The 17838-nt window shown below is 68.4% G+C and carries 17 protein-coding genes; 12 read left to right on the top strand and 5 right to left on the bottom strand.

The window, feature by feature from the left end:
• Window position 1: 1 nt before the first annotated feature.
• From LBW94_RS01440 to LBW94_RS01420, 5 genes are all read left to right on the top strand, one after another.
• Entirely contained in the window at window positions 2–1141 is a 1140-nt protein-coding gene (locus LBW94_RS01440) for a spirocyclase AveC family protein (protein ID WP_225055725.1), read from the top strand.
• A complete protein-coding gene (locus LBW94_RS01435) occupies window positions 1134–2159 on the top strand; it encodes an SDR family oxidoreductase (protein ID WP_225055726.1) in 1026 nt (341 codons plus the stop codon). Before LBW94_RS01440 ends, LBW94_RS01435 begins: the two co-directional genes overlap by 8 nt.
• Window positions 2160–2394: 235 nt before the next feature.
• Complete coding sequence (locus LBW94_RS01430; RefSeq protein ID WP_225055727.1) at window positions 2395–3609, top strand: cytochrome P450; 1215 nt, start codon at window positions 2395–2397, stop codon at window positions 3607–3609.
• 34 nt (window positions 3610–3643) lie between these two features.
• Window positions 3644–4522 carry a mycofactocin-coupled SDR family oxidoreductase gene (locus LBW94_RS01425; protein ID WP_225055728.1) on the top strand — a complete coding sequence of 293 codons (879 nt, stop codon included), beginning with the start codon at window positions 3644–3646 and terminating at the stop codon, window positions 4520–4522.
• Window positions 4523–4716: 194 nt separating this feature from the next.
• Window positions 4717–5502, top strand: a complete 786-nt coding sequence (locus LBW94_RS01420) for a spirocyclase AveC family protein (protein ID WP_225055729.1) — start codon at window positions 4717–4719, stop codon at window positions 5500–5502.
• Here LBW94_RS01420 and LBW94_RS01415 read toward each other — a convergent pair.
• Together LBW94_RS01415 and LBW94_RS01410 are read right to left on the bottom strand one after the other, a co-directional pair.
• Window positions 5490–5855 carry a hypothetical protein gene (locus LBW94_RS01415; protein ID WP_225055730.1) on the bottom strand — a complete coding sequence of 122 codons (366 nt, stop codon included), beginning with the start codon at window positions 5853–5855 and terminating at the stop codon, window positions 5490–5492. The genes LBW94_RS01420 and LBW94_RS01415 overlap by 13 nt on opposite strands.
• Window positions 5856–5944: 89 nt before the next feature.
• The gene (locus LBW94_RS01410; RefSeq protein WP_225055731.1) at window positions 5945–6505 is read right to left on the bottom strand and encodes a TetR/AcrR family transcriptional regulator; all 561 of its coding nucleotides are present in this window, start codon (window positions 6503–6505) and stop codon (window positions 5945–5947) included.
• A gap of 99 nt (window positions 6506–6604) precedes the next feature.
• On the opposite strand from LBW94_RS01410, the gene LBW94_RS01405 reads away from it, so the two are divergent.
• Window positions 6605–7024, top strand: a complete 420-nt coding sequence (locus tag LBW94_RS01405) for a hypothetical protein (RefSeq protein WP_225055733.1) — start codon at window positions 6605–6607, stop codon at window positions 7022–7024.
• A 178-nt stretch (window positions 7025–7202) separates the two neighbouring features.
• Here the strand turns inward: LBW94_RS01405 and LBW94_RS01400 are convergent, their stop codons facing one another.
• Entirely contained in the window at window positions 7203–7775 is a 573-nt protein-coding gene (locus tag LBW94_RS01400; RefSeq protein ID WP_225055735.1) for a TetR/AcrR family transcriptional regulator, read from the bottom strand.
• A gap of 129 nt (window positions 7776–7904) precedes the next feature.
• On the opposite strand from LBW94_RS01400, the gene LBW94_RS01395 reads away from it, so the two are divergent.
• On the top strand, window positions 7905–8792 hold the full coding sequence (locus LBW94_RS01395; RefSeq protein ID WP_225055737.1) for a ketopantoate reductase family protein: 888 nt from the start codon (window positions 7905–7907) through the stop codon (window positions 8790–8792).
• Between the two features lie 350 nt (window positions 8793–9142).
• Window positions 9143–9955 (top strand): SDR family oxidoreductase, encoded by an 813-nt coding sequence (locus tag LBW94_RS01390; RefSeq protein WP_225055739.1) that lies wholly within the window; start codon window positions 9143–9145, stop codon window positions 9953–9955.
• 149 nt (window positions 9956–10104) lie between these two features.
• Here LBW94_RS01390 and LBW94_RS01385 read toward each other — a convergent pair whose 3' ends face one another.
• Window positions 10105–10515: a DUF4870 domain-containing protein gene (locus LBW94_RS01385; RefSeq protein WP_225055741.1), complete on the bottom strand. Its 411-nt coding sequence runs from the start codon at window positions 10513–10515 to the stop codon at window positions 10105–10107.
• Window positions 10516–11630: 1115 nt separating this feature from the next.
• Here LBW94_RS01385 and LBW94_RS01380 point away from each other — a divergent pair.
• From LBW94_RS01380 to LBW94_RS01370, 3 genes are all read left to right on the top strand, one after another.
• A complete protein-coding gene (locus LBW94_RS01380; protein WP_225055743.1) occupies window positions 11631–13013 on the top strand; it encodes an aldehyde dehydrogenase family protein in 1383 nt (460 codons plus the stop codon).
• Between the two features lie 69 nt (window positions 13014–13082).
• On the top strand, window positions 13083–13847 hold the full coding sequence (locus LBW94_RS01375) for a hypothetical protein (protein ID WP_225055744.1): 765 nt from the start codon (window positions 13083–13085) through the stop codon (window positions 13845–13847).
• 392 nt (window positions 13848–14239) lie between these two features.
• Complete coding sequence (locus LBW94_RS01370; protein WP_225055746.1) at window positions 14240–16039, top strand: ABC transporter ATP-binding protein; 1800 nt, start codon at window positions 14240–14242, stop codon at window positions 16037–16039.
• Between the two features lie 37 nt (window positions 16040–16076).
• Here the strand turns inward: LBW94_RS01370 and LBW94_RS01365 are convergent, their stop codons facing one another.
• Window positions 16077–16916 (bottom strand): LLM class F420-dependent oxidoreductase, encoded by an 840-nt coding sequence (locus LBW94_RS01365; RefSeq protein ID WP_225055748.1) that lies wholly within the window; start codon window positions 16914–16916, stop codon window positions 16077–16079.
• 155 nt (window positions 16917–17071) lie between these two features.
• Here LBW94_RS01365 and LBW94_RS01360 point away from each other — a divergent pair, with 155 nt between their 5' ends.
• Window positions 17072–17827, top strand: coding sequence for an enoyl-CoA hydratase-related protein (locus tag LBW94_RS01360; protein ID WP_225055750.1), 756 nt, complete (start codon window positions 17072–17074; stop codon window positions 17825–17827).
• The last annotated feature ends 11 nt before the right edge of the window (window positions 17828–17838 follow it).

The raw sequence follows: 17838 nt of genomic DNA, 5'->3' as shown, positions 1-17838 counted from the left end.
GATGACGACCGAACCCGCACACCGCACCGCCGACCTCCGCGACCCCGCACCCCGAAAACGCCCGCTGTGGCCGGTGATCGGGACCGCACTCGCCCTCGTCGCACTGATCCTGATCGGCTGGAACGCCCGGGTGAGCGCGGTGTCCGCACGCATCCGCACCCCCGGATTCCCGGACGGTCCCGCGCCGCGACCGGTGCAGCCGCTGTTCGGCTACCACCACTGGGTCACGCTGCTGCAAATCCTGACCGTCGTCATGATGATCCAGCTCATCGCGCTCGTGATCTGGGCGGTGCGACGGCATCCCGGCCACCCCTACCTGCTGATGGGCATCGTCACCACGCTGATCGTGTGGCAGGACCCGATCATGAACTGGTCGCCGTACGCGGTCTACAACCCCGATCTGTCGCACTGGCCGGAGGATTGGCCGCTGGTGTCGTTGTCGCCGACGGTCGAGCCGTTCCTGGTGATCGGCTACGCGACGTTCTACTTCGGCCCGTTCTTCCTGGCCAATCCGGTGCTGAGGCGGATTCAGGCCGCGCGGCCGACGGATTCGTTCGTCTGGCGGCATCCGCTGATTTCGCTGGCCTGGCTCATCCTGGTGTTCGGCTTCGTGATGGACATGATCCTCGAGGTCACGCTGGTGCGGACCGGAATGTACATCTACTCGCAGGTCATCCCGTTCGGCTCGATCTTCGTCGGCCGCCCCTGGCAGTTCCCGCTGCTGTGGGAATCGACGCTGGTGTGCGTGGTGATGATTCCGGCCGGTGTGCTGGTGTATCGCGACGATACCGGTCGCACGGTGGCCGAAAAACTCGCGCAGCGGGCCAGGCTGTTCCCACGACGGCCCGCGCTGGGCATGTTCGCGGTGATGTTCGTGATCGTCAACATCGCGTACTTCTGCTACGGCTGGGGATTCCAGCTCATCAAAATCAGCGGCGCGGCCACGTCGGTGGCCTGCCCGTGGCCCTATCCCGAGGCCAAAGTCTACGACCCGCAAGGCATGTACGAGAAGAACGGCCAACCGGGCCCGTATTCGGTGGGTATCTGGTCCACCTGGATGAGCGGGCAGCCGCACGGCCGGCCCGATATCGCCCTGCCTGCCGCCGGCGGCCGCTGCGCGCCGGAGCCGCACCATGGCTGAGCAACGCACCGTCCTCATCACCGGCGCCTCGCGCGGCCTGGGCCTGGCCTCGGCGATACATCTCTACCAGCGGGGGTGGACCGTCGTCGCGGCGATGCGCTCCCCCGAGCCCGGACTCGCCCGTCTTCGCGCTGAAACCGTTGCACCACAGAATGATCCGAGACTCCTCGGCATCCGGCTCGACCTGACCGATCCGGCCTCCATCACCGCGGCGGCGGCGACCGTCCTGGAACGGGTGGGTGCCCCCTACGCGCTGGTGCACAATGCCGGGATCTCCGCCGCGGGCATGGTGGAGGAGGCGCCGCCGGAGCTGTGGGAGCGAATGTTCGCGACTCACCTCCTCGGACCCGTGGCGTTGACCACCGCGCTACTACCCGCCATGCGCGCGGCCGGCCGCGGCCGGATCGTCCTGGTCTCCAGCGCGGGCGGGGTGCGGGGCATGCCCGGCATCGCGCCCTACTCCTCGGCCAAGGGTGCGCTGGAACGCTGGGGCGAATCGCTGGCCGGGGAGATCGCCCCCTTCGGGCTCGGCGTCTCGATCCTGGTGACCGGCACCTACGACACCGACATCATCACCGACGCGGGCACCACCGACGATCGCGACTTCGCCGGGCCCTACGCGCGATTGCACGAATCCACCGACCGGCGGGGCCGATTCGCCATCCGATTCGCCCGGCCGCCACAGCGTTTCGCGGCCGGCCTGAGCAAGGCGCTCGACCACCGCGGCCCGTTCCGCCGCCGCGCCGTCGGCCCCGACGCCCGAATGTTGTTGCTGGCCGCCAGAATTCTGCCGCCGTCGGGCATGCACCAGATGTCCCGGCTGGCGATGGGACTGCCGCGGCACGGCGCACTGCGCGGTGGCCCGGTCCGCGTCACCGCGAGCCGGCGCGCGATGATCACCGCCGCGCGCGTCCTGCCCGCACCCGCAATGCAGCGAATCGCCGTGCTGGCCATGCGTTTCGCACCCCAGCCGAGCGCACCGGAAGGCCCGAAGCCGGACAGCGACACCCATGCCTGACACCCTGAAGGTCGCCAACGACGGTCCCTACGGCCTGGCCGGGAATGTCATGTCGAGTTCGCTCGAACACTCGCCGGCGGTGGCGCGCCGATTGCGCGCCGGATTCATCGGCCTCGGCGGCGGAGCCGGTTACGGCGCCGACGTACCTTCGGCGACAGCACGGCACGGCCGGATTCGGCCGGTACACCGAGACCAAATCCGTCGCCAACCCGGTCGATTGAAAGAGGAATCAGTAATGGAACTGTTCGACGACCTCCAGGATTTCGGCGCCTTCGACGACGCGGTGTCGGGAAATGTCCGCGACCCCTATCCGGAACTGGCCCGGCAGAACCGCGAGGAACCGATCCAGCGCATCGACATCTCGGGGATGCCCGGCGAAGAGGGTAAACCGGTATTCATCGTGTACCGGCACGAGGACATCATCACGATGCTGCGGGACAACGAGACGTTCTCCTCGGCGATCGTCATCAGCGCGTTCGGCGACGTACTCGGCAAACACGTCATGCTCGGCATGGACGAACCGCAGCACCGCCGCCATCGCGCGCTGGTCTCCACATCGTTCTCGGCGAAGGCGCTGGCGCGCTGGGAGGACGAGCTGGTCGGCAAGGTCGGCGGCGAACTGATCGACGGCTTCGCCCCCGACGGCAGGGCGGATCTGGTCAAGCAGTTCACCTTTCCCTACCCCACCCGGATCATCGCCCGGCTGCTGGGACTGCCGCAGGAGGACTATCCGCAATTCCAGCGGTGGTCGATCTCGCTGCTGAGTTTCACCATCAACCCCGAACGCGGCAAGACGGCCTCGGAGGCATTGGTCCGATATTTCGCGCCGATCCTCGAAGCCCGCCGCGCGGAACCGCGGGACGACTTGATCAGCAGCCTCGCCCAGGCGGAGATCGATGGCGAGAAGCTCACCGACGAGGAGATCTACTCGTTCCTGCGCCTGCTGCTGCCGGCCGGTATCGAGACCACCTACCGGTCGCTGGGAAACCTGCTGTACGGCTTGCTGTCCCACCCCGACCAGTTCGAGGCCGTCAAGGCCGACCGATCCCTGCTCCCGCAGGCCATCGAGGAAGTGGTCCGGTGGGACGCCCCGCTGCTCACGATCACCCGGGTCACGACCCGCGACACCGAATTGGGGGGCGTACGGATCCCGGCGGGATGTTCGGTGATGCCGATGCTCGGCGCGGCGAACCGGCAGGAGGACCGGTACACCCATCCGAACGATTTCGACATTTTCCGATCGAGCAGATCCCACGTCGGATGGGGACACGGTGTGCACGTCTGCCTGGGCATGCACCTGGCCCGCCTGGAAATGCGGACCGCGATGAACCTGCTGATCGACCAGCTGCCGAATCTACGCCTGGACCCGGATGCCGAGGACGTCCACATCCGCGGTCAGGTGTTCCGCTCACCCGCCGCGCTGCCCGTCGTATTCGACACTCCCGCATAGCAACCGCTCATCCGTTCCCACCGAGGAAGATCAGATGACAGAGAGCTTGGCCGGTAAGGTCGCGTTCATCACCGGAGCCGCGCGCGGCCAGGGCCGCGCACACGCCCTCGCCATGGCGAGCGAGGGCGCGGACATCATCGCCGTCGACATCTGCCGGAACATCGAGTCGAATCCGTACCCGCTGGCCACGCCGGAGGATCTCGAGGAAACCGCCCGTGGCGTCGAAAAACTCGGCCGCCGCATCGTGGCCCGCATCGCCGACGTCCGCGAACGCCACGAACTCCGGGACGCGATCACGGCGGGGGTGGCCGAATTCGGCACGATCGATATCGTCGTCGCCAACGCCGGAATTCTGCCGATGGCGATGGGCAAACCCGATCCGATGCATTTCGTCGACGCCAGCGATGTCGATCTGCTGGGTGTCATGAACACCGTCGCGGTCTCGATACCGCATCTGCCCGACGGCTCCTCGATCATCGTCACCGGCTCCACCGCCGGAATGATCCGTGGCACCACCGACAATCCCAACATGGGACCCGGTGGCAGCGGATACGGCTGGAGCAAGCGCGTCGTCATCGAATACGTCGAGGAGATGAGCCTGCACCTGGCCCCGCGGATGATCCGGATCAACGCGATGCACCCGACCAACTGCAACACCGCACTGCTACAGAACGACGGCATGTACAGCATGTTCCGGCCCGACCTCACCGCCGTCGGCAAGAAGGCCACCCGCGAGGACGCCGAACCGCTGTTCTCCCTCTTCCAGGCCATGCCCATCCCCTACGTCGAGCCGGAGGACATCGCCCATCTCGCGGTATTCCTGGCGAGCGACAAGAGCCGCTACATCACCGGCCAGCAGATCCGGGTCGACGCCGGCTCGCTGCTGAAGTGGCCCAACGGCCCCGGCAAATAACGGAATACGCGTCCGGGTGCCGAGCGGCGGATCCAGTCGGCACCCGGACGCTCCTGATTCCACATCGAAAGGGATACGGACATGGGCGCTTTCGTCATGCTGGCCACGCTGTTCGGACTGATCCTCCTCGCCTTCGCTCTGGTGTACCGCCTCGACCCGGAAGCCCGCCGGAACTCGGACCGGAAGGGGCAACAGTGAGCGGCTCACTGACGCCGATCATGAAGGCGGGCATCGCCTTCGCCTATATCGGCGGCCTCGGCTTCCTGGCCGCCGGGACATATCTCAGCATCCGTCACCGCCGGCTGCATCCGCTGTTGCTGCTGTGCCTGTCGGCGATCTCGTTCTCCTGGATCGAGGCGCCCTACGACTGGGCGATGTACGCGCAGTTCGCCCCCGCCATCCCTCGCATGCCGTCCTGGTGGCCGTTGAACAAGACCTGGCACGGACTCCCGTCCCCGGTCCCGCCGGGTTACATCTCCTATTTCGTGCTCCCCGCCCTGATCGGCACCGCGCTGGGCCGCTGGACCAGCGCGCGATTCCACTGGCGGCGGCCGATCGCTCTGCTCTCCGTCGGCCTGGTCGTCGGTTTCGTGTGGGCCCTGTGCTTCAACGCGATACTGGGCGCGCGCCTCGGTATCTTCCACTACGGCAAGGTGATTCCCGGACTGGCCCTCTTCGAGGGCAGCACACACCAATACCCGCTCTACGACGCCCTCGCGATGGGCGTGCAGATGATGGTCTTCACCTATCTGCTCGGCCGCACCGACGGCGAAGGCCGCACCGTCATCGACACCTGGGCCCGGACCGTGACCACGAACCGGATCGGCGCGTCGATCCTGTCCGTCGTCGCGGTCGTCGTGCTCGGCAACGTGCTCTACGGCGCGGTCTTCGCACCCCACCTCGCCGCGAAGATCCAGGGCTGGGAGACAGCCGGTCCCACGGACCAGCTGTTCCCGGGCATCCCGAATCAGCCGCGATGAGGGTCGTACAGCGCCGCATGCCCGGCGGAGGCGAAGAACAGCCCGTATTCTTCTTTCCTCAGATCGGCCGCTTTTCGTAGTGCCGAATTCAACGCGACATTGAACGGATGCTCCGGATCATCGAAGACCGCCCTGTCGTCACCCGAGAGAAATCGTTCGGTGAGCGAGAGGTCGTCCACGCCGTAGGTGCCGGTCTCCGTGGCCAGCTCGACCTCGAACCCGGCCTGCGTGAACACCTCGAACGGATGCAGCGCCTCGGTATAGAACAGACCGGTCTTCGTGCCGTCGGGATAGATGACGCCGTGATAGCTGCTGATGGCGATCAGCGCCTTACGGGGAAGCTTCTCGGGCATGATTCACCTCGTCGAGTCGTTTCTCGTTGATCGGCTGCGGCGCGCACCCGCACGTGATTCCGAGCCGACGATCACCCACTCTCGGCCGTTCATTTTACGGGCACCGCGGCCAGGGCCGCCCGCGCGGCCCGCTCGAACGGAGCGCTGTCGGCGGCGGCCCGGCACAGGACCTGTGCCCCCTCGAGCAGCGCGATCAACAATTGCGCCAGGTCGGCCGCCGCTTCCGGGGACATCCCGGCGCCGGCGAGCGCGGCGGTCAACTGCTGCGCCCAGGCGGCGAAGGTCGTCGCGGCGATATCCCGCAGTTCGTCGCCCTCCGCACCGGAGCCGACCGTGACGGCCGCGATCGCACAGCCGCAGCCCCGGACCGAATCCTCGATGACCGGCCGCACCATGGTCAGGAATTCCTCGGCCACCGCGCGCGGCCCGGCGCCGGACAGCTCCGCCAGCCGCTGGTCCACCTCGTGCCCGTGCAGCCGGGCCGCCTCGGCGACGAGTTCGGCCTTCCCGCCGGGAAAGTGGTGGTAGATCGCGCCGCGCGCGGCGCCGCTGGCCGCGAGCACCTCGGTGAACGACATCCCCGCCAACCCCTGCCGGCGCAGGCCGTCCACCGCGGCATCGATCATGCGGGCGCGCGTGGGTTTGGTCATCGATCGCAGCTCCTCACTTGACTAGTACGGCCATACTAGTGGACGATGCAATCGCTAGTACGTACGTACTAGACTCCTGACAATGACAAGGACCCTGTCGTGCCGTTCACCGTCATCGCACCCCGTGGAGTTCTCACCGCATCCGGCGAGCAGCAACTCCTCCCCCGACTCGTCGACGCCTTGATCGAATTCAGCGGCCTGGCGGGCAACTCCTTCTTCGCCCCGATCGTCGGCGGCCACCTCCACCTCCTCGAACCCGGCCACATCGCCACCGGCGGCACGAACCGTCCCGTGCTGCTGATCGAGCTCACCCTGCCGGGCATCGCACTGCCCACCCCGTCCGACCGCGCGGCCTTCATCGCCACCGCCACCGCGGTCGCCGCGAAACACACTGTGCCGCACCACCCGATCGCCGACATCTGGATGAACATCGGCTACGCCGCCGACGGCGGCTGGGGCATCGGCGGCATCGCCTACACCGGCGACGCCCTCGTCGCCGCCATCACCGCCGCCTCCTGACCACCGGTCGCCCGTGCCATCGGCGACCGGTGGCACGGGCGGAACCCGGGGCCGAGTATCCGAGATGGCTCCGAGAAATGGCCACGCAACCGGGTGCGACGTCGCGAAAGCAGCCACAGACCCCTGCGGGAAAAGGTTGCCGGACTGGGCGCGACGCCTCGGCAGCCCCGCACGCTCGTCAGGAAGGTGCCGCCGGTCCGTGCGCGATGTCGTGGACGGCGGCCCGCAGCAGCGCGGTGATGCGCTCGGGATCGGCGTCGGCCAGGCCGTCGAACCGGAGCAGGTGGCGGCCGATCACCACGCCGATGGTGAGCGCGCCGATGAGCCCGGCGCGCAGGTCCGCATCGTCGCCGGCCAGATGCTGCGCGGCCTGCTGCTGCCGGGAGACCATCGCGGACCGGACCTCGGCGGTGGCGTCGGGATGGGTGAACATGGATCGGATCGCGGCCAGCGCATCGATCGGCGTCGCGGCGAGTTTGTGTTCGAGCGCGAGCAGCAGTTGCTCGGCCGCCTGCGCGGGCGTGCCGGTGATGAGCTCCTCCGCCTCGAATCCCGACGCCTGCGCGAAAAGCTGGTCCTTGGAACCGAAGTAGCGCATGACGAGTCCGGGATCGGTCTCCGCCTCGGTCGCGATCGCGCGGACCGTGGCCCGGTCGTAACCGACCTCGGCGAACAATCGCCGAGCCGCCGCCAGGATCCGGGCCTCGGTGCGTCGGCGCTGCTCAGCGCGGCTGACGGGTTCGGAACTCATGAATTCAGTCTACATCGGTTGACCGAATCCGGATCCGCGCGCTAGTCTCAGTCTACGTTTGTTGACCGAATGCCCGGTCGGCGCCTCTTCCTCGAAATACCCTGTGCCACTTGTCGATCAGGAGTAGTCATGACGCCCGCAACCATCCCACCACCCCGCCTGCGTATCGCCGTCATCGGCCCCGGCGGTATCGGCAGCACCTTCGCATTCCAGCTCTCCAGGGCAGGTCACGACGTGACCGTCGTCGCGCGCGGCGCCCGGCTGGAATGCCTGCGCCGCGATCGGGCCATCGTCACCACCACCGGCGAACACGCGGCCGTACACGTCGCCGAGGTATTGGATACCACCGTGTCATGGGACCTGGTACTGGTCACGGTTCTCGTCTCGGAGACCGACGTACTGCTGCCACGCCTGGCAGACTGCGCCGCAGACGCGATCATGTTCATGTTCAACACTTTTCAGCCACTGGACCACCTGCGTGACGCGGTCGGCGCACACCGCACGGTGTTCGGCTTCCCGGCGGTGGTGGCGAGTATCCGCGACGGCCGGCTGGAGTCCGACATCCTGCGCCGCGGTGTCGCCTCCACCGTGTCGGAAAAGCGTTGGGCGACAGTCTTTTCCGACGCCGGAATCCCCGCGGCCGCGCACCCCGACATGCAGAGCTGGCTGCGCACCCATGCGGCGTTCATCGTGCCGGTGCTGCTGGCCGGCCTGAGCGCCCATCGCAGCGGTCACGGCGTGGACCGGCGCGAGGCGACCGTACTGGCCCACGCCCTGCGCGAAGGGCTGGGTCTGGTGCGCCGACTGGGAAACACCGTCACTCCCGGCCCGATTGGCGTCCTCGGCCGGCTCCCCGTGCCGATGATCGCGACCCTGCTGTGGATGGCCACCCGGATTCCGGCGTTCATCCGAACCAGTTCGGTGGCGCCCCCGGACGAGCCCGCGGTACTCATCGACGAAATGATTTCCCTTGCGCCCCAGGACATACCGGCGCTACGCGCCGTCCGCCCCCGATGAGCCCGGCGCCGGCACCGGATCGAACCGCGACCGGTTGATCCTCGCCACCCGCCGGCTCGTCCGCCGCGCGGCGGAACCATCCGTCCCACCATCGAAGCAGTCCGATCCCGACGGGCTCCCGCGATCACCGCGAGGCCGACCAGGTTCCGTGGCAGCCCGCGGGTACCCGGACCGGGAGATACACCCGCGCCACTGCCCGGCGCGGCACCGACCGGCGAACACTATGAACAGCGTTGGCGGACAACGCAAGAGTGAATCACCAGCCCGACTCGACGCACTTGCGCCGCCACGGCCGTGGGACTACCTTGGCCGTTCGAGCCAGTCGGTCAGCAGCCGGAGGTGTTGTTGCAGTGGGAACCTCGACCGGAAGAACAGCAATCGTCACAGGTGCGTCGAGCGGGATCGGGCGCGCCATCGCGTTGCGGCTGGGTGCGGCCGGAATCCAGGTATTCGTGGCGGGCCGCCGGGCAGCCGCACTGGCGGACACCGTGGCGGCGGTGGTCGCCGGGGGCGGCACAGCCACGGCCGTGGCGGCGGATCTGCGCGACCTCTCGGCGATCGAGCGCCTGGTCGACCGGGCGACGGCCGATACGGGGCGGCTCGATGTGATGGTCAACAACGCCGGAGTGTCCTACCGGGGCACCCTCGCCGACGGCGACCTGGACCAGTGGCGAGAGATGCTGGAGATCAACGTTCTCGCGATGGCGGTCGGGTCCCGGGCGGCGGTCCGTGCCATGCGGGCGTGCGGCGCCGAGGGGCATATCGTCAACATCTCCTCCAGCGCCACCCGGCTGGAGTCACCGGGCTTCTACGGCGCCACCAAGACCGCGGCCGACGCCATCACCGCCTCGCTGCGGCGCGAACTGGAGAACGACACGATCCGGGTGGTCAACATCGTCCCCGGGGCGACGGCGACCAATCTCGCCCGTCACCACCCGGAGGTGGTGCTCGGCCTGGCCACCGCGGTCGGCCAGGACATCGAGCCGACGGACGGGTTGTTCACTGATCGAGCGCTGGAGCAGGTCGCGAATGCGGCGGGCCCGGCCCTGGCGCATCCGGACGATGTGGCGCGGGCGGTCCTGTTCGCGATCACACAGCCCATCCAGCTGAACATTTCCGAGATCACCGTGCAGCCGGCCCGGCGTCCGCCCGCCCGGTCGTGACCACCCGCAGCCACCGGCGTCCCGTTCGTGCCCCGATCGAACACGACATGAACACGCGGCGGCCGCTCACCATCCAGCCGGCCCGTGCGGTCGGCAACATCATCGATCACGGAGTCCGGCCGGAGTGCTGGGTGGTACCGAAGATGTTGCTACTTAACCGAATTGGCCAATTGATCGGCGTACGGTGCGATGTACTTTCCGACGATGGGCAACTCGGCCCGGACGCCACCGGTGTTGTTCGCCTGGACCATGGCCATGATCCAGATCACGAGGGCGAAGACGCCGACCACGAGGCTCACGAGGCTGAAAATGATCCCCAGGACTCCGAGGAACGAGCCCACGATGCTCAGGACGACATTGAGAACCGTAACCGCGCCGAAGAAGATAATCGATTGCGAGGCATGGAATTTCACATCGGGATCGTTCTTTCCCACGAACAGGAAGACGATTCCGGTGAGCCAGCCCAATACGTAAGACAGGATCGCGCTGGTCTTTTTGTCGAGACCGGCGGGCGGCGGGTTCACGGGGTGCTGCGGGGACGTCATGATTTCAGCTTTCATGTTCAGGAGGCTGCCGACGCAAGCATTATGAAGTGCCGTGTCCGTTTTCGCCATCGGAATCCGCAATGGTCGGCAACGTTAGTGAGGCAAAGTAATATTCATCGCTCCCGATGCATCGGAACGCGGATGTCATTGCGAGCCTTGCGGTGCCGGTCGGATCGAAGCTGACGCAGATGCGCCACGGAATCAGCGGCGGCCCGGAAGGGACCGCCGCCGCGAACCGATGGTCTCCGGCAGCCGGGATCCACCGCCAGCACCGGGCCGTCCCGCCCGGCGGTCCCCGTGCGGCCCCATTTCCGTGATCCGAAATCGACGATCCCGCGAACGAATCCGGGCGGCGGCCCGTACGGTGTTCCAGGGAACGACCGACGTCACCCGCACCGGCATTTCCCGGCGGGTGTCGCCGCGAATATTCCCGTGCCCCGGTTCCGCTGCGAGGCAGAAAAATTCGCAGCGGCCCGCCGCCGAGCGCCACCCCCTGATCAGCCCGGACACCGCGTATCGAGCAGGCCCGGGAGCCGGACTCCGCGACGGCATTTGCCCGAATTTCAGTAATGTCCAGTATGGTTCTTTCCCCCATGAAAAAGGGGATACGGAAATTTGCGGATGAATATCCGGAATGTTGTAACAACGGCCGCCCCACCGGCGTTTCATGTATTTACAGGAGCGCATTGCCATCGATGCCTCCGCCGGATACACCGTAGGGCGGGAAGGGGGTGAAGACGATGATCATCACGTTCCTCGGCACATTGCTGGCGACGCTGCTCGGCCTGATCGGGCTGTGAGCGCCGCAGCCGGGGACGGCATGAGCCCGGCCGGCGGCCCGTCAGCAGGCCACCGGCCGGATGGAGAAGACCCTCCTGAACCATCCCGAGAGTCGCTGCTCATGATAGACCCGGCCGACCGCCCGCCACGGAGGTTCCGTGGCGGGCGGTCCTGTTCGCCCGAAATCTTCGATCGCGCACACCTCCGGCGCGTAGTGTCCGGACAGAGCGACCTCCGCCCCTACCGCGCCTTGACGCGGGTCCGTGGTCGGCATACGCTCCGGCATTGCCATTGAATTCCCGCGCAGGAATTGCCGTGGCTCGACTACATATCCGCGGAGGAGCGCCATCGTGGCCGGCACCACAAGCACCGATCCAGACCCTGTCACCGTCGCGCGAGCGGCCTTCGCTTCCGGCCGCACCCGGTCGCTGACCTGGCGCCGCGCACAACTCGAAGGGCTGGTGCGGATGCTGGCCGAACGCGGCGACGACATCCGCGCCGCGATGGCCGCCGATCTCGGTAAGAGCGATGTCGAGGCGACCCTCACCGAGATCAGCACCGTGAGCGGGGAAGCCAAACTCGCGCTGAAGAATCTGCGGCGCTGGACGGCCGACCGGCGGGTGCGCGCACCCCTCACGCTGGGGACGGCACGGGCGACGATCCATCGGGAGCCGCTGGGGACCGTCCTGATCATCGGCCCCTGGAACTATCCGTTCCATCTGCTGTTCATGCCGCTGGTGGGCGCGCTCGCGGCGGGCAACGCGGTGGTCCTGAAGCCGAGTGAGGTCGCGCCGGCCTGCTCGAAGGTCGTCGCCGACATCGTGCCGCGCTACCTCGACACCGAGGCCGTGCAGGTGGTGGAAGGCGGGGTGGAGGAAACCACCCGGCTGCTCGACGGCATGTTCGACCATATCTTCTACACCGGCAACGGCCCGGTGGGCTCGATCGTCATGGCCGCCGCGGCGCGCCGGCTGACCCCGGTCACGCTGGAACTCGGTGGCAAGTCGCCGGTCTGGGTCGACTCGTCGCTGCCGGTCGAGCGTGTCGCCGGGTCCCTCGCGTGGGGGAAGTTCGCCAACTGCGGACAGACCTGCGTCGCACCGGATTACGTACTCACCACACCGGAGCTGGCGGAACCGCTGGCCGCGGCCCTCGGGGCGGCGGTGCGGGCCTCGTACGGCGAGGATCCGCTGCACTCCGAATACTACGGCCGCATCGTCAACGAACGGCATGCCGCGAGGCTCGCCGCCCTGCTGCCGTCCGGCCGGGCGGTCGTCGGCGGGACCGCCGAGGCGTCCGCCCGGTACGTCGCGCCGACGGTGCTGCTGGATGTCGCCGCGGACTCGCCGGTGATGCAGGACGAGATCTTCGGTCCCATTCTGCCGATCGTGACCGTGGCGGACCACGACGCCGCCATCGACTTCATCAACGAGCGGCCGAAACCGCTTGCGCTCTATGCCTATACCAACCGCGCGGAGGTCCGGGAGGCGATCATCGCCCGCACCTCGTCCGGTGGCGTGGCCTTCAACACCGTGATGACGCAACTCGGGGTTCCGGCGCTGCCGTTCGGCGGTGTCGGCCCCAGCGGCATGGGGAGCTACCACGGCGAACGCAGCCTGGTCACGTTCAGCCACGAGCGCAGCATTCTACGCAAGCTCCCCGGCCCGGACCTGACCACCATGGCGCGGCCGCCCTTCAACCCGCGCATGCGAAAGATGTTGCTGCGCGGATGATCTCGACTCCGACCGGGGCGGGCCGTCCGCGTCGACCGGCACACGGCGTGGTGGCCCCGGGACCCGGGGTTGCGCGGCCGCCGGGTGGCGGTGATCGGCACCGGAGCCAGTGCGGTCCAGCTCGTTCCCGAGATCGCCGGAGTCGCGGGCGAACTCACCGTCCTCCAGCGTTCCGCCCCGTATGTGATGCCGAAGCCGGATCGGCTCTACTCGCCCGCCCTGGTTCGCCGGTATCGGCGAATCCCGCTGCTGCCGTGGCTGGTCCGGCAGTCGATGTGGCTGGTGCTGGAGGCGTTCACCCTCGCCTTCTGGAAGTGGCCCGGGATGACCCGGACCCTGGAGTCGCGGCACGCGGCCCGGCTGGCGGCCACGGTCACCGACCCCCGTACCCGGGCCGCGCTGACGCCGGACTACCGGGCCGGCTGCAAGCGCATCCTCATCTCCGCCACCTACCATGCCTGCTTCAATCGCGACGACGTCGCGGTGGTGACCGCCCCGATCACCGCGATCGATGCCACCGGCGTCCGGACCGCCGAGGGACATCACGAGGTCGATGTGATCCTGTGCGCCACCGGATTCCGGACCGACACCTTCGTCTCGTCGCTGTCCGTCACCCGGCCGCGGCGGCATCTCACTGCACGAACAGTGGCGCGACGGAGCGCGGGCGTTCCTGGGGATCTCGGTGCCGCGGTTCCCCAATTTCTTTCTCGTGTACGGCCCCAACACCAACCTCGGCTCCGGCTCGGTGCTGTTCATGATCGAAACCCAGGCCACCCACATCCGCACGGCCGTCGACCTGGCGACCGCACCACCCGGTCCCCCCAGGGCGAATGATCAGCAATCACAAGCAAGTATCAAGTATATGGACACACGGACGGCCCTATCCCTAAGATCACGAACATGGCGATCCCGGCGGCCGAGACATGCCACGAATATGTGGACGCGCCACAGGAATTCACTACCCTCGACAGAGTCACCCACCGGGTGTCCGGTCGACGGACACCCTCGCCGCCCTGATCCCGAGCCGGATCGGCGCCGCGGCGGCGCCTGTCGACCGGACACCCGCGGGACAGGGCTCGGCCCCGCGCTCGCCACGAGCGCCGGGCGAGCAGTGTTACAGGAGGACATGCAGTGCAGTCGGCGAATGCGGGGGCACGAGACCGCCGGCGGGTCGTCCGGGTGCGATTGCTCCACGACGTGGCGGACGCGGTGCGTCCCGCCCGCGAATGGTGACCGCCGCCCCGCCACGGACAGCTCCGGCTTCGGCGCTGGCGCGCCGCGTCTTCGCCGCGAACGACACCCGGCGGCGGATGATGTGCGGGCTGCTCACCGCCGGAATCGTCTCGGCGGTGCTGGCGACGGCGAGCCCGCTGCTCACCGGCCGGATCGTCGACGCGCTCGGCCATCACGCGGCGCCCAGGACGGTGGTGGGTCTGGCCGTGGCGGTGGCCGTCGCCGGGGTCGCCGAATCCGGCTGCGACCTGATCAGCCGGACCCTGTCCGCGACCATCGGTGAGGGACTGGTCCTCGAACTGCGCACCGAACTCTTCGATCACCTGCTGCGGATGCCGGTGTCCTTCTACACCGAGACCAGGACCGGCGCGCTGGTCTCGCGGTTGAACACCGATGTGGTCACCGCCCAGTGGGCCTTCGTCGGCACCCTCTCCGGCGCGATCTTCAACATCGTCACACTGGTGCTGATCCTGACCGTCATGGCGGTGATCTCGTGGCCGGTCACCCTGCTCGCCCTGCTGATGGCGCCGGTCCTGGTGGCCACCACCCGGCAGATCATGCCGCGGCTGCGGAACCTCTACCACGAGGCCGCCGAGCTGAACGCCGACCTCGGATCGCATATGACGGAACGGTTCTCGGCCGGAGGCGCGACGCTGCTGAAACTGTTCGGGCGGCCCGAACAGGAATCGCGCCAGTTCACCCGGCGCGCGGAACAGGTCCGCCGGGTCGCCGTGCGGATCGGGATCACCCAGGCCCGCTTCACGGTCGGCCTGACGACGTTGTCGTCGCTGACCATCGCGCTGGTCTACGGAGTCGGCGGCTATCTCGCCGCCAGCGGTCATCTCGCTCCGGGCGCGATCGTCTCGCTCGCCCTGCTGATGATGCGGCTCTATCCGCCCTTGACGTCGCTGACCACCGCCCGGGTGGATCTGACGAGCGCGCTGGTGAGCTTCGAGCGGATCTTCGCCCTGCTCGACCTCGTTCCGGCGATCACCGACAAACCCGGTGCCCGGCAGGTGCCGGAGGGGCCGGTGACCGTCGAATTCGAGGACGTGCGATTCGGTTATCCGACACGGGATTCCGAGGCGCCGGCCGATCCGGAGGCGGCGCCCGCGGACCCGGCCGCGGTCCTGAACGGGGTGAGCCTGCGGGCCGAACCCGGCGAGATCACCGCGCTGGTGGGCACTTCCGGCGCGGGGAAGTCCACCATCGCGGCCCTGGTCTCCCGGCTCTACGACACCGACGAGGGCACGGTCCGGCTGTCCGGTATCGATGTCCGCGATCTGTCGGCCGCCTCGATCCGCGAGACCGTCGGGGTGGTGCCGCAGGACGGGCACCTGTTCCACGACACCATCCGCGCCAATCTGCTGCTGGCCCGGCCGGACGCGGGCGACGATCAGCTCTGGCAGGCCCTGACCCGCGCGCGGCTGCGGGACACCGTCCTGGCCATGCCGGAGGGTCTGGACACCGTCGTCGGCGACCGCGGCTATCGGCTGTCCGGCGGCGAACGCCAGCGGCTCACGATCGCGCGACTGCTGCTCCAGCAACCGCGGGTGGTCATCCTCGACGAGGCCACCGCCGCGCTGGATGCCGTGAACGAAGCGGCGGTGCACGCCGCCATCGTCGAAATCCTGCGTGGCCGTACCGCATTGGTGATCGCGCACCGGATGTCCACGATCACCGCCGCGGACCAGATCCTGGTGTTGCACGACGGCCTGGTGGTGGAACGCGGGCGGCACCACGAGCTGATCGCGACCGGCCGCCACTACACCCGGCTGCACAAAGCCGGATGAGTGGTCCGCCGGGGCGCGATCAGTCCAGGCTTGGCGATCAGTCCAGGGTGGCGAGGCCCTCGGCCAGCGGGCCGAGCACGGCCGGGGTGTGCGGCGGCGCCAGGTAGACGATGGCCAGATCCAGCCCCTCCGCGCCCAGGGCCGCGATATCCTCCAGCGCCGGGCCGATCTCACCGCCGGCGCCCAGCCGGACGTGGCTCGACAGGGTGATCTCCTTCGGGTCGCGGCCCACGTCCGCGCAGTGCGCGTACAGCACATCGCGTTTGCGCGCGAATTCCGCCGCGGTGCCGCCGCCGAAGTTCCAGTGCTGCGCGAAACGCGCCGCGGTGCGCAGCGTCCGCTTCTCCCCGTTGCCCCCGATGCAGATCGGCGGGTGCGGCCGCTGCGGCCCCTTCGGCTCGTTGCGCGCCTCGGTGAGCTGATAGAACCGGCCGTGGAAGGTGGTGGTCGGCTGGGTCAGCAGACCCACGAGCACCTCGCACGCCTCCTCGAGGCGATCGCTGCGATCGCGAATACTGCCGAGCTCGATGCCGTACGCGCCGGACTCCTCCTCGTTCCAGCCCGCGCCGATACCCAACTCCAGCCGACCGCCCGAGACGATGTCCAGGGTCGCCGCCATATTCGCCAGCACCGCCGGATGCCGATAGTGCACCCCCGTGACCAGCGTGCCCAGCCGCAACCGCTGCGTGGCCTGCGCCAGCGCGGTCAGCGTGACCCAGCCCTCCATACAGGGACCGGTCGAATCGGAGAAGATCGGATAGAAATGGTCGAAGTTCCAGCCGGATTCGAAGATCTCGATATCGTCGGCCTCCTGCCAGACGGCCAGCATGTCCGCCCAGTTCGTGTTCTGCGGCGATGTCTTGAAACCGAAGCGCATGTCCCCCAGCCTAGGCGGCGCCACCCGGCGGCACGGCGCTGCACCGGCATCGGCGCGTCGAGCGCCCGGCCCGGCCGTGGTGGACAGGGCTCCGGATGGTGATCTAGAAAAGACCGGAGAGGGTCGCGAGCGCGACCCGGAGTCGGAGTGGGCACGTGACGGATACGGTCGAAGTCACCAGGCACGGGCAGATCACCGTGATCACGATGCGGCGCGAGGCCAAGCGCAATGCCATCGACGCCTCCATCACCGCCGGAATCGACAAGGCGCTCAACGACTTCGAGGACGACCCCGATCAGTGGTGCGCGGTGCTGACCGGCGGCACGCTGTGTTTCAGCGCGGGCGCCGATCTGGCGTCGGGGCCGGGTGAGCCGACACCCCGCGGCGGAATCGGCGGGATCATCACCCGAATCCGGAGCAAACCCCTGATCGCCGCGGTCGAGGGAGTCGCGCTGGGTGGCGGCCTCGAACTGGTGCTGTGCTGCGACCTGGTGGTCGCCGCCACCGACGCGCGGTTCGGGCTGCCCGAACCGAAACGCGGACTGATGGCCGATTTCGGCGGCGCGTTCCGCGTCGCGCGGCACTTCCCGCCCAATCTCGCCCGCGAACTGCTGCTGACCGCGGAGCCCATCGGCGCCGCGCGCGCGGAACGGCTCGGCTTCGTCAACCGGCTCACCGAACCGGGCGCGGCGCTGCCCGCCGCGCTCGCGATGGCCGAGCAGATCTGCGCCAACGCCCCGCTGGCCGTCCGCGCTTCGCTGAAGGTCGCCGAGGCGGCGATCAGCGGCGACGAGTCCGCCCTGTGGGAGCTGTCCGACCGCACCCACGCCGGCCTGCTGCGGACCGCCGATGTGGCCGAAGGCGTCGCGGCCTTCCTGGAGAAGCGCCCGGCACACTGGACCGGAAAGTAGCGGCGGGCCCG

It is taken from the genome of Nocardia sp. alder85J, from assembly GCF_020176955.2.
In the GTDB taxonomy this organism is placed as follows: Bacteria; Actinomycetota; Actinomycetes; order Mycobacteriales; family Mycobacteriaceae; genus Nocardia.
Note: the sequence above shows the minus strand (reverse complement) of the source record. Positions and strands in the feature narration are given on the sequence as shown.

What these genes read in the sequence shown, in the direction of transcription:
- LBW94_RS01435 (WP_225055726.1), top strand. Translation starts at nt 1,134, where the DNA reads ATGGCTGAGCAACGCACCGTCCTCATCACCGGCGCCTCGCGCGGCCTG.
- LBW94_RS01410 (WP_225055731.1), bottom strand. Translation starts at nt 6,505, where the DNA reads ATGACCAAACCCACGCGCGCCCGCATGATCGATGCCGCGGTGGACGGC.
- LBW94_RS01430 (WP_225055727.1), top strand. Translation starts at nt 2,395, where the DNA reads ATGGAACTGTTCGACGACCTCCAGGATTTCGGCGCCTTCGACGACGCG.
- LBW94_RS01395 (WP_225055737.1), top strand. Translation starts at nt 7,905, where the DNA reads ATGACGCCCGCAACCATCCCACCACCCCGCCTGCGTATCGCCGTCATC.
- LBW94_RS01440 (WP_225055725.1), top strand. Translation starts at nt 2, where the DNA reads ATGACGACCGAACCCGCACACCGCACCGCCGACCTCCGCGACCCCGCA.
- LBW94_RS01400 (WP_225055735.1), bottom strand. Translation starts at nt 7,775, where the DNA reads ATGAGTTCCGAACCCGTCAGCCGCGCTGAGCAGCGCCGACGCACCGAG.
- LBW94_RS01385 (WP_225055741.1), bottom strand. Translation starts at nt 10,515, where the DNA reads ATGAAAGCTGAAATCATGACGTCCCCGCAGCACCCCGTGAACCCGCCG.
- LBW94_RS01370 (WP_225055746.1), top strand. Translation starts at nt 14,240, where the DNA reads ATGGTGACCGCCGCCCCGCCACGGACAGCTCCGGCTTCGGCGCTGGCG.
- LBW94_RS01415 (WP_225055730.1), bottom strand. Translation starts at nt 5,855, where the DNA reads ATGCCCGAGAAGCTTCCCCGTAAGGCGCTGATCGCCATCAGCAGCTAT.
- LBW94_RS01425 (WP_225055728.1), top strand. Translation starts at nt 3,644, where the DNA reads ATGACAGAGAGCTTGGCCGGTAAGGTCGCGTTCATCACCGGAGCCGCG.
- LBW94_RS01365 (WP_225055748.1), bottom strand. Translation starts at nt 16,916, where the DNA reads ATGCGCTTCGGTTTCAAGACATCGCCGCAGAACACGAACTGGGCGGAC.